Source organism: Bacteroides sp. D55t1_190419_B8, from assembly GCF_015558905.1.
GTDB lineage: Bacteria > Bacteroidota > Bacteroidia > Bacteroidales > Bacteroidaceae > Bacteroides > Bacteroides vicugnae.
In genome coordinates, this window is the sequence record NZ_JADMOU010000001.1 from 292,102 (window position 1) to 305,108 (window position 13,007).

Here is a 13,007-nt window from a genome sequence, read left to right on the forward strand (position 1 = left end):
TTGTTTAATAATCATTTACCATCCCGGATTTTGCACTAAGTTAGGATTCTTCCCTCTTTCACTCTGCGGAATCGGGAATAAATACATCTTGTCATCCCACTGCCGACTCACCGTATTACGAGTATATTTAAATGAACCATCTGAATTTTTAGTGATTTTCATTTCATCAATACTCTTGAAATAAGTATCTGCTTCTTTCCAACGGCGTACATCCCAAAAACGATGTCCTTCAAAAGCAAGCTCTACCATACGTTCATTTTTATACTTCTTCCACCAATTTGCATTAGTCATACCGGTAGGAAATTCCGGCATTTTAACCCGAATACGAGTCTTATTCACCATATCATTGGCAGAAACTCCAAATTCAGGATCTTTTGTATAAGGATTATCGAAATACTTGAACAATGCTTCCGCATAGTTCAAATAAAACTCACCCAAACGGAACGTAATCCATGTATGATAAGATGTAGAAGCACTTGCAGAAGTTGTATTTACCGCAGCCTGACAATACTTTTTCAAATAGTAACTGGTAGGAGTACCTCCACTTAAAGGTTCACCATTTGCTCCACTCGTATAGGTTTCCAAAGCTGTTTCATTCCAGTTCGGCCACTTTGTATCGCCATTTTTAGCTATTGTTTTTTCAAATCTCGGGTCACGTCCTTCATAATAAGGTTGATTCTTATCATAACCAGTAGTTTCATCCGGTCTCAAACCGGTTGCCTGAAATTCGTATGCATCTACTAACGTTTGTGTAGGACAGTTTCCTCCCTTACAATTTTCCAATCCAATGGGAAAATTATATTTTTCGAATGAGTTGGTACCGGTCGAAGCGCGTTTTCCAAAAATAAGTTCATCAATAGCATCATTATAGCTTGTTGCACTCCACAGAGTTTCATATTCACTGATTAATTTCATCTTGGCTTCGTCACAAGCATCAATCAGTTCTTTGCTTGCCGTCGCAGCACGATACCATAATTCTTTATTATTGTCCGGATTAAACAATGGACTCGCTGCATAAAGGGCAGTACGCGCTTTGAGTGCCAACACAGCACGTTTGTTAGCTCTACCTGTCTCTGTTGATTCACCTGAAGGCATTAAATCTCCCAATTTGGTATAGTCAGGGATAATATCATTTTTTATTGCATCACATTCGGAAATGATGTAATCAAAAATATCTTGCGCAGGTGTACGAGTGAGTGAGTTGACCTCACTCGTTGACAATACATGATCCGTAAAAGGAACATCACCGTATTGTCGCACCAGATTGAAATAGAAATAAGCTCTCAAAAAACGAACTTCATATTGGTAATTGTTATAACGGTACATCTCCGCTTTATAATCTGATATTTGTTCATAATCAGAAAAAGTCAGTCCCGTAAACTCTTCCAAATAAAGATTACAATCGGCAATAGCCTTATAACAGGCAGTCCACATACTGCTTTGTGCATTTGTCGGACTCCAGGAACCATTGTAGAAATACTCAATCGAATTTCCTGTATAGGCATATTCCGCTTCATCCGTAGCAGAGCCTAAAACAGCCCCGCTATAGTTACCGAAGTCAGTGTCGAGTTCTTGATAAATGTTGGACACTAAACCGCCCACATCACCAAAAGTACGTTTCACATAATTCGCGTCATAATTACTGTATTCTTTATATTCCATATTGTCCGCGCAAGAGGAAAGAGCAAAGATGCCCAGAACACTATATATCAATTTATTCAGTTTCATTCTTTCGCATTGTTTTTAGTGATTAAAAACCTATTATCACACCAACTACCACGCTCTTATTCAGCGGGTTTGTCGCACCGTAAGATTCCGGATCCGCCACATCAATGTGGTCAAAACAAAGTAAGTCTACTCCACGGACATACAACTTGGCACTACCTAATATTTTAGTACGCTCCATCAAACGTTTGGGAAATTTGTAGTAAACTTCCAGGTTACGTAATTTCAAAAATGAACGGTCAGCCAGCCAAATGGTATTAGTCTGATAATTATTAGCATTACTTTCTGAACTCAGACGCGGATATTTAGCATTCTGATTCTCCGGCGTCCAACGATTTTCATAATAGTGAGTAGAAAGAGACGAGTTGCTGATTAATGGCCAGAACACGCTTTTTGTATTCAATACGGCAGAGTAATTACCAGCGCCCTGGAACATGGCATCGAAACCAAGTCCTTTCCATTCAGCTCCCAAATGGAATGAATAATAAATTTCAGGAGCAGTAGTGCTATATCCAATAGCTGTCTGGTCGTTGGAATCAATGATGCCATCACCATTTACATCTTTATATTTAATATCGCCTGGTACTACCGTACTGAAATTCTGTGTAAGACTATTTGCTATATCCTCTTTATCTTTGAAAAAGCCCTCTGCTATCATTCCATAAACCTGTCCCAACCGATGACCGGTTTGCACCAAATTGTTATATAGACGTGGTTCTTCTAACTGTTCTTTAATCTCATTCCGATTCCAGGCAAAATTACCTCCGATGTTAAAAACTAAATTACCTATCCGTTTGGTATAGTCCAGACCAATCTCCGTGCCCCAACTATCTACAATACCTGCGTTCTCAAAAGGAGCATCCATACCTAATACCGTGGAATACTGCCCTTCGGAAGATACCCAAATATCTTTTCTACGTTGATAATAGCCTTCCAACGTCAAATTCAACCCTTTAAACAAGGTGGCATCAATACCTACATTATATTTATAAGCCTTTTCATGGGTAGAGTTTACAGTTGCTAAACGACTGACATACGTACTTCCGAAAGCAGAGTTGTAACCGGAATCAAAACGATACATTGTACCGGAAGTCGAATAAATCTGATCCCAATAGTCATAAACCGTATTGCTTCCATCTTTAGGAAGATAATCGGCATTGATAACACCAAATGAAGCCCGTAGTTTTAATAAGTCAATCCACGAAGTGTTCTTCAGGAAGTTCTCTTCCGAAAGCACCCAAGCTGCAGAGATGGTGGGTGAAAAAGCCCACTTATGTCCCGGTGCCAACAGGCTCGATTCAGACCCCAACAGTGCCAAATCTACATAATACCGTTTATTGAACCCGTAGTGAGTATACCATGACACATTCTGACGGTAGATGGTAGTGTTTAACCCGTAACTGTCACGATATTCATACTCCCACTTCAATTGAGAATAGAGATCATGTTTACCAAACGAGCGGTTGTAGTTAATATTACCGGAAAAGTTAAACTGGCGTGTCCAATCGTTTGTATTAGCACTGGTTGACATTTCGCTAGGCGTACCACCCGTAACAGTAGTATACATCGGACCACCGGCACTAGGGTCTGTCCAACTGGCCGTATACCCTTTATAAGAATAAGTCTTACTATGGTCTTCCCAGATAGACGAATAGTTGTCATAGGCCAAACGCAAATCAACTCCTAATCCTTTTACGAAACCGGATAAGTCTTGTGATAAAGTCAAATCAGCAAACAAACTACGTGTATGTCCCTTACTATAGGCCGCGCCTTGTGACTGTGCCACAGGGTTTAATGTGCCTGCCCAAGTGGAATTACCACCCCAAGTTCCATCTTCTGTACGTACGGGGAAAGCAGAGGGAGGCAATGAGTAAACCATATTCCACAAATCTGCCGAAGCTCCCGGACGACTTGATTCCGCCAATGTACCCAGAATATTCAACTTCAATTTAGTCGTATTCGTCAAATCGATATCCAAATTCGAACGCAAGTTGGCACGAGAATATTTATCTTGCGTAGAGTATCCATCGTTCATATTGGCATTCTTTATGAAACCTTTATCGGTTAGTAATCCAACCATCGTGTAGTAACGAAACTTATTACCTCCACCTCGGAACTCAATGGTATATTTATTTGAGATACCTGTGTTTTTGAATGTTTCATCAATCCAGTCCACATTCGGATAAAGATAAGGAAGCATGGCAGATATATTTGCACCAATACCGCTTCCTGTCACCGTTCCATTACGAAACATATTAATTTCATCCGAAGTATAACGTGCGCTCAATCCTTCATAGCCACGTGCTTCATTGATTGCTTCAGCATAGGTTGCAGCATCCGCAAACTCCGGACGACGCACTTGGAAATTCGTCACGTGGTCGTAAGTAAAGTTCACTTCTCTGGTGTTATACTTACCACGTTTCGTAGTCACCAGGACAGCACCATTAATACCTTTGTATCCATATAATGCTACCGCGGCAGCATCTTTCAATATAGATACTGATTCTACTTCTTCCGGGGTTATCAAGCTCATATCACGTTCCAAACCATCTACCAATATAAGCGGTGAACTGCTTGACAAGCTCTGCAAGCCACGTATATAAAAGGTAGGCTCCACGGTGGAGTAGTTACCTGCATTTTGCAAAGTGGTTAGTCCCAGTCCTTGTCCGAAAAGAGAATTAGAAATATCCTTTGAGGCACGCTTGTTGAATTCCTCGTTATACACAGTAGAAACCGCTGCAGTTGATTCGTGACGGGTGAATGTACGATTGGCTCCTACATCAATTGTTTCCGCTCCATAATCCATCACTATCCTCACTGGTTTTCCGTTTTTCTCCACCTTTACAGTGGTAGAACCTTTATCCGATGTCACCACCTGTAAACTCCGCCCTGCCTCGGCAGCAATCTCAAATTTACCATTCTTGTCGGTCTCTACTCTGACAGACGGTAAACCTGCTACTTGTACGGATGCTCCATACACAGGATTTCCCCATTTGTCTACAACAACACCTGTAATATTGTTGTCAGTATTCTGTGCTCCACCCGGAATGCTTAAACATGCCAACAGAGCCAGTACCAGAATCTTATATTTCTTCATATCATTATCTAATATCGTTATTCATATTTGTTGCCTCATTACCATCCCGGATTCTGAATCAACCCATATCCTTTGTTGATTTCACTCTGTGGGAACGGAGAAAGGTACCACTTGGAATCAAAACCTTTTGTCCACCAGACACGCGTTCTGTTTTTCAATTGGAACTTTTTATAACTAAACTTTACAGGCTGCAAAGCACCGCCATTCTTACTTGTTGTTTTATCAGATCCTTCACGCCATGCTTTCTCTATAGGTGAACCATTACTATCCAAACGATAGATCAGCAATCCATGCAAAGGAGTTTCGAATCGATCGGCACGTTTGTAACGAACCAAGTCAAAGTAACGGCTATCTTCCATACCTAGTTCACAGGCACGTTCACGCAATAGTTCTTCCAGTAAAGCGTCTTTGTCAGAAAGCAGATTCTTGTCGGGATTACATTTCACGAGTCCGGGCAGTCCGACACGAGCACGCACAATATCAATTTGGTTTACAGCTCCTTGAAGATCATTGTTGGCTTGAAGCAATGCTTCTGCATAAGTCAAATAAAGGTCGGACAAACGAAGATATACCCAATGTACCCCCTGGCGATTATAATCGCTATCACTCAAGTAGTATTTCATATTCTCGTAACCGGTGGCAAAACGTCCACTCTCCAGGAAAGAGCTTGTTCCGGCATCCGAGCCGCCTACCCAAAGCTCCCACGGGTCACCACTCATGCTGGCAGAAGACCATCCCAGATTTTCAGGTACGTTGTTCACTATCGCCGATTCATATAGACGTGGGTCACGTGTTAAATCAAGATCTGAAAGTGTTTGTTCCCCATCTTTAAAAGTCCCCTTCAGGAACATCTCGTCCAACTTACCTTCTGCTTCAGTCTTATCCCAATCGAAAGGTGTACCATCTGCCCAAGGAAACATTTCCACATATTCTTGTGTGGGGGTATATGAATTACGACCATTGTTACACCAGGCATGCCAGAAATAACTTGAAGAACCACCGGTTGTCTCATACCCATTTACACGGACAGAGTGTAACACTTCGGGACTATTCAGCAATACATATCCCATACGATAAGCATAGCGGTAATCAGCAGGAGTATCACCAGTTGCTTCTTTCAGCTGATAGAATCCATTCACTGCCATAGCGTTGAAGAACTCCTTGCAGGCTGCCAAGCAGTTGTCCCAAAGTTCTGAACGATAGCTTCCGTACCACACCAGATGTTGTTGTTCAGCTTCACTGCTTCCGCCTGCATATCCCTGGCTGGCATTAAATAGAGGAGAAGCAGCAAACTGCCAGATTTTACACTTCAGAGCCATCGCTCCGGCTTTTGTCCAATGTCCCGTTTCAGTAGTAGCATCCGCTCCTGTATAAGCCCATTCAAGCCCTCCTGAATTAATAGCTTCATCCAACAGGTTAATCATATATTTTACTGTTTCCTCCACAGTAGCACGCGGTAAGTTATAGCTTGATTCTGTTCCGGAAAATGATTCGTAAACTAATGGTAATCCTCCGTAATGGCGGAACATATCAAAATAGCGGGCAGCCATTATACACTTAGCTTCTGCTTTTATCTTTGTTTTTTCTGTATCGCTCATACCCGGTACATTATCCACATTCTCCAATAACAACCAACACCAGCGTACAACCTGCCACACTACCTCACGAGTGTACCCAAAGATATCACCACGCGTTCCATAATTGGCTGTGTGTGTACCACTATAGTAACTATTGTAAATGGTAGTAGACTCATAATGAAGTTGCCAACAGTCAGTCAACGCATCAAACTTTCCCAGATAAGGATTAGATGAGTCCGGGAAATCGACATTCGAGCTATTTCCATAAGGCAGTCCATAATATTGGCGACTGTAGCAGGAATTCAGAAATTGACGCGTATAGGTAGCACTGTTAAACACCGTATCTTTAGTAGCCGTTCCGCCCGGTGCTTTATCAAGGAAGCTATTTCCAAATTTAATTTCGTCCACACAGGATACAGAACCTATGCAAAGAATCCCCCCTATCACTGCTCTGACGAGCCATTTATATCGTTGTTTCATATTTTTTCTTTCTAAAAACGGTTAGAATCCTAATTTCAAACTCACTGTATAGGTCTTAGTCAATGGATAGGAAGGTGCATTACTTGCTGTTGCTTCCGGATCTCCCCAAAGGTATGGGGTAAACGTCAACAGATTGTAACCACTGAATGCCAATTGACAGGTGTTCAATCCTAATCTCTTCATGAAAGGAAACTGGAAGTTATAAGACACGGTAAGCGTTTTCAGACGCAAGTACTTGGCATCTTTCTCATACAGTGTAGAAGTGGCATAGTTATTGTCCGCATTATCCCAAGTTGCACGAGGATATTCCGCATTCTGCGAAGGATTCTCTGTAGTCCATGTATTGGTCAAGTGGTAAGCCAACAGTCCCCCCCCGGTCTTGGTAGCAGAAGAGACAAAGGGCTGACGGAATACATCTGAAATCATACGGCTTACATTCCAAGCCCCTGTCCACTGTGTATTTACTTCCCAATTCTTCCAGGCAAATCCGAAATTAAGACCAACCATATATTCCGGATCATCCGTAAATCCATAGTCGTAACTCATATCGTTAGAGTCTATTTGACGGTCACCATTTAAGTCAACGTACACAGCATCCCCATTTTTCAAGTCTACTGAATGTGTTGGGAATGGACGATTGAATGTCTTTTCATACAGTTCGGGAGTACTTTCATCGTAATAACGCCAAAAAACATACTGGCTACGCGAACCAATGCGGTGACCTTTCAAATACTGATAGTCGTAATCTTGCGGTGATTCTTTACGTTCAATGATCTCATTCTGGTTGTAAGAGAGATTAATCCCTGCCCAATAACGGAAATTCTTACCTATTCTATCATTCCATTTCAGTGATAATTCCCATCCCCAGTTTTTCACTTCCCCAAGATTTGAATATGGTGTGGTAAATCCCAGCATACCTGGCGCTGTTCCATCCTGCAACAGAATGTCCCAACGATGTTCCTTGTAATATTCGATTGTAGCGGATAATCGGTCATCAAAGAAGTTGATATCCATGCCATAATTCTGCTTGAAAGCTTTTTCCCATGATACGTCCGGATTATTTTTTGATTTTTCGTAGGCTCCTTTGCTAGTTGTAACATTCAGACCGTCCGTTCCGAAAAAATAGCCATAGCCACCACTACCGGAAGAACTTGCATATCGATTGGTTAAATCATTTAAGTTAACGCTATACGGGTCAGCTGTATACATAAACCGGCTACCACTGATCTTGTCATTACCTACCAATCCGAAACTAGCACGTAATTTCAAGAAACTAACGAACGGTTTTGCACGTTGAAACCAATTTTCTTCGCTCATCACCCAACCCACAGAACCTGCAGGAAAAAGAGCAAAACGTTTATCCGGAGCAAAGTTCTCAGAACCGTTATAACCCATATTAGCTTCAATCATATAACGATTCTTCCAGTCATAAGTGACACGTCCTACCAGTCCGACATAACCACGCGGAACATCCGGATATTCTGTATTTGAATAATAATATTCTTTGGACTGATTGTAAAGTAACAATGCACCTACATTGTGGTTTCCGAAAGAACGATTATAATTCAATCCTGCCTCCATATACCAATCACGCGATTTACCTGTACCACTACTATAACTTACATCTGTATACTTACTCCCATCCACAGGGCGCAGATTTACTATACCCTCACTTGACAATACAGGGTTATAAGTCATTTCTGTTCCACCGGATAGATATTTGTAAACAGTGAATGAACTATTATAAGATCCTTTCAATTTGAATGAAAGTCCCTTCGTGATAAAATCCAATTTCTGATCCAGAACAAGGTCAGCGTTCAATGAGTTATTACTAGTGCGAGTAGCACCACCTCCATAGTAAGTAAATGGGTCGATATCACCAGTAAAAGGCAGGCTCATTCCATCATCATAGCTGTCAGTTGTAGTGTAAACCAATTTATCATTTACAAAACCGGCACTTTTGAATGGAGTGGCATAATAGATATTTTTCACCATACCTGATGAGCCCTGACTTGTACGTGGTTTATCAGAAGAATTAACATTACCCGCCACATTAAAAGACAGAGTGGTTGTTTTTGTCACATCCATATCCAGATTACTTCGGTAGTTGAACCGACGATACTGATAACTGATGTTATAAGGTAACTGAAATTCATTGAAAAGTCCCCCTTGTGTATAAGCTCCGGCAGAAATGAAATAACGTACTTTATCCGTACCTCCGGATATATTAACATTATGTTGACTTTGCAAGGTGGCATCTCCCATGATATAATCGACCCAGTTAATACTTGGGAAACGAATAGGATCAGATCCATCTTTAAATTTCTGAATTACCGCATCACTAAACATCGCTTCTTTCCCATCATTGGCACGCATCTGATTATAAAACGTTGCATAGTCATACGAATTGGCCGTCTCCACCATTTTAGTCGGCATCAATACGGAAGCTGAAGTAGTAAACGAAATTTTCGCCTTTCCTTCTCTACCACGTTTAGTAGTTATCAAGATAACACCATTAGCACCACGAACACCAAACACAGCAGTTGCCGAAGCATCTTTCAGGATAGAAATGGACTCTATTTCATTCGGGTCAATATCATTCATGCTACGTTCCACGCCATCCACTTGTATCAATGGAGTAGAATCTGCCCACGTTGCTTTACCACGAATAAAAATATCTGCAGCATCCGAACCCGGCTCACCGGAATACTGTACAGTAGTCAAACCTGTCATTTGACCTCCCAATACATTAGAAACAGAACCTACAGATGTACGTGTCAAAGCCTCACTCTTCACACTGGCAATCGCACCGGTCATAGTCACTTTTTTCTGCACACCATAAGCTATGATTTCTACCTCTTGCAAGGCAGTAGCATCTTCGACCAGCACAACCCGCATATCTTTCTTTGCCGCCACTATCTGGTCGCTATATCCAATAAAGGATATTTTCAATTTTGTACCTGGGCGTACATTGACTTTGAACACACCATCAATATCGGTGATTGTACCGATATTAGTGCTTTCAACAACTACATTCGCACCGATCACCGGTTCGCCTTTATCATCTACCACCGTTCCTTTGATGAAGCCTTGCTGCTGGACTACGTCCATGGCAGCAAAGACTTGTCCTTGATTACCGAAACTCGGAAGCAGGGCGAAGGAGAAAAACAGTGCGACAGGAAGAGCAGTTCCTTTTATTAAGTTTTTCTTATTCATATTTATCACTCATAATAGTTTTTTAATCGCATATTGAAAGAGTCGCTCCATTTATTTTAGACAACATCCTCAACATATTTCTTATAGCAAATTATCCTGATGCTTTTAAAATGCAAGCATCATAGGGAAATAACCAGCTGCTCCTCCTTGGTTTCGATATTTATCAACCAGGTATGCTCCTGTAGCCTGAAGTAGATGCTGATATATTACCGTTGTATTTCCTGTACGTTCATTACTACTCCAATGACGACTACCTACAGCCAGAGCCTCTCCACCTGCGTTTTTAATACTTTCTTGAACGGTAGATATAACATTTACGAGTTCATCTAATTCGTATAAAGAGGGAAGATACCAGCTAGAGGCAGAAGCAGGCACGAAAACTGCTCCACGATAAGCCTCAACATAACTTACAGCCTTGTCGCACACAAATGTATTAGGAGACATCGTCATTAATACTGTATTGTTATATCCCAAATATGCTGCAATGGAAGTATTATATGTTGTACAAGCTACAAATTTATCCGACCAATCTTCATCCGTTGAATACCAGCCGCCAAAAAACACATCTCTATTAGTTGAAAATGCAGCAGTTTGTGTTCCACCAACTGACGGGTAAGTTATAGCCAGTACGAGTCCATGCGTACAGCTTGGATAATCACGGCGCAATGCATCATTTGTTTCTGTATATGTAGCAGGAGTTGTTATTGACGGTTGCGGATTACCTACATGATATACAATACCGATTACATTGTCTGGTGCAGTTTCTACATCTTTGCTGACAATAGAACCATCTGCACAATAATAGTCTCCTACAGCCAAAAGATGTGAACTCTTATTTGTGTCCTCGATCACATATTTTTTTGCAGTTCCACTTTCCAAAGTACCGTTAGCAGCATAATCCATTTCTTGTGCTCCAGTATAAGTCCCTTTGATAGAAAAAGCCGTATTGGGTTTCACCAAAAAGCGATAAGTATCTGTACTTGCCTGATAATAAGGAGATGCCTCCACATTATCTATAGTAAAAGAACCTACAGTTACAGGCAATTTATAATCTTCCAGTGTTACATCCGTATTTGTAAAGGTATACACCTTTTCAGGCATTTGTATCACAGCCATCGCCATTCTATGCTGCATGGTAAAAGCAATTGACCCTTTCAAGCGGTCACCTTGTACAGTCCCTGTGCTTGTCATCAAATCATACTTAGTATAGTTATCACCACTTTGGTCTACTCCAACTTTCCAATTGCTGACATATGTAGCGAAAGGATCATCATTCGCAGGTTCGAAAGTAACTTTAGAGTCATAGGGATAATAAGCATAAAAGTTCATTTTAGAGAACTCCGAACCTTTATATTCTATAGCATCTTCACCGTCGGTCAACACCCATTCCCCATCCTGATACGTAAATTGGCGGTTATTTATATCTTCAACAATATTTTCACCTTTGACTGCGAAAATACCAATCATATCGCCTTCGGAAAATTTAGTTGTATAATTATTCTCCGTAGCCCGCGTTCCAGGAGCATTTACAGTTTGAAAGCCATCTTCAGATACGCTGATTTGGAAGCCTTGTAAAGTTCCCATATTTTCACCTTCTATCCCGTCATCCTGCGAACAAGAAGCCAAGGACACTACTCCAAGAAGAAGCATTGATATATAGTTATATACTTTCATAAATCAGATTTTATTTAGTTTTTAGTAATTCTTTCGTTTTATTCAAAATATCATTTTTTGGATGTAGGAGTAATAGTTTCTTCTGTGATATTCCAGCTTGGATTAGTGATGTTCGTACCTGTTCCTGCTACACTCGGATCTGACTCAACAGTTCCGCCATCTTCATTTTTCCATCCAATGATTTGTGTCTCTTCGGTAATAGTTAATACAAAAGGATTATCTTTATACTCATTAGCTTGAATAGTATAATTATAAGAAACCCCAGGCTCCAATTTTGTCAAATTCGGAAAGTGAACTTCGTAATAATATCCGTTCATTCCTGCTTGGATATAGACTTCTTTCTGTGGAGTTTGCGGTAATAAGATAGCCTGTATCGTATAATTATCAGCTGCACCTACTTTAGTCCATACAATATCATCATCCGACGTTACAGATTCTATACTTACAGTTGTTTCTCCTGTATTCGGATTAAATGTCCCGTTCTTCTTCAAATTAATAAGGTAGCATGTGATATCCGACAATGTAACATTCGTACCAGCTGTAAAAGTCAGTTTGATACGACTCATTACATGATTAAATGCTAATTTTACATTGGGAGTTTCGGCAGTTGCCTTTCCTGATGCATAAAGAAAGTCAATCTGTTCACGTTTTTCTGCTGTAGCCTGATTTTCACTATCAGTAGACACTTCAATGGTTTCAGCTTCCGTACCTGATGTTCCAGTGAACGGATAATAAGCTGTCACATCATATTCTTGAGTACCTAATACCCAGATATCTTCAGCATATCCACTTTTTGCGGCAAACAAGCTATTTTCACCACCGGTATATTCATACTCAATATTCACCTGCCGGGATCCGCATGTAATTCCAACCAAGTCACCCATTTCCCAACTTGTTTCCGTAGCTCTAGTCTTAAGTTCGCTTGCCTCTCGATTATTAATCACTGCACTAAAAGAAACTTTTGCACCTGTTTCTCCTGCGAACTTGATATCAGATTCTTTCACGTCATTACTGCATCCCGCCAAAAGCAGCAGAGCAAAAGCAGCCGTTACATAGTTTATTTTCATACCATGTTTTTTAAAATTAAACAAATATATTCTCATTTATAGATTCTCCATAAGTAATAAAGAATAGCCCTCGAAATTCATCCTTTCTAATGACTATAAGTGAAAGGCTGTGTTTTCCATAGTTTATCATACTTCAAAATATTAAGTTAAACAAAAGTTAGATTCTCTTTT

The 13,007-nt window shown here is 40.6% G+C and carries 6 protein-coding genes; all 6 read right to left on the reverse strand.

Going from position 1 to position 13,007, the window contains the following annotated elements; all coding sequences use genetic code 11:
• Positions 1 to 15: 15 nt before the first annotated feature.
• The 6 genes from I2I13_RS01045 to I2I13_RS01070 all read right to left on the reverse strand — a co-directional run bounded on the left by I2I13_RS01045 (position 16) and on the right by I2I13_RS01070 (position 12,836).
• Positions 16 to 1,728 (reverse strand): RagB/SusD family nutrient uptake outer membrane protein, encoded by a 1,713-nt coding sequence (locus I2I13_RS01045; protein WP_148364273.1) that lies wholly within the window; start codon positions 1,726 to 1,728, stop codon positions 16 to 18.
• 22 nt (positions 1,729 to 1,750) lie between these two features.
• Positions 1,751 to 4,822: a SusC/RagA family TonB-linked outer membrane protein gene (locus tag I2I13_RS01050; protein ID WP_148364272.1), complete on the reverse strand. Its 3,072-nt coding sequence runs from the start codon at positions 4,820 to 4,822 to the stop codon at positions 1,751 to 1,753.
• Between the two features lie 38 nt (positions 4,823 to 4,860).
• On the reverse strand, positions 4,861 to 6,879 hold the full coding sequence (locus I2I13_RS01055; RefSeq protein WP_148364271.1) for a RagB/SusD family nutrient uptake outer membrane protein: 2,019 nt from the start codon (positions 6,877 to 6,879) through the stop codon (positions 4,861 to 4,863).
• Positions 6,880 to 6,900: 21 nt separating this feature from the next.
• Positions 6,901 to 10,095 (reverse strand): TonB-dependent receptor, encoded by a 3,195-nt coding sequence (locus I2I13_RS01060; RefSeq protein ID WP_195648505.1) that lies wholly within the window; start codon positions 10,093 to 10,095, stop codon positions 6,901 to 6,903.
• A 105-nt stretch (positions 10,096 to 10,200) separates the two neighbouring features.
• Complete coding sequence (locus I2I13_RS01065; RefSeq protein WP_195648506.1) at positions 10,201 to 11,769, reverse strand: fimbrillin family protein; 1,569 nt, start codon at positions 11,767 to 11,769, stop codon at positions 10,201 to 10,203.
• 50 nt (positions 11,770 to 11,819) lie between these two features.
• Complete coding sequence (locus I2I13_RS01070; RefSeq protein ID WP_195648507.1) at positions 11,820 to 12,836, reverse strand: fimbrillin family protein; 1,017 nt, start codon at positions 12,834 to 12,836, stop codon at positions 11,820 to 11,822.
• Positions 12,837 to 13,007 lie beyond the last annotated feature (171 nt).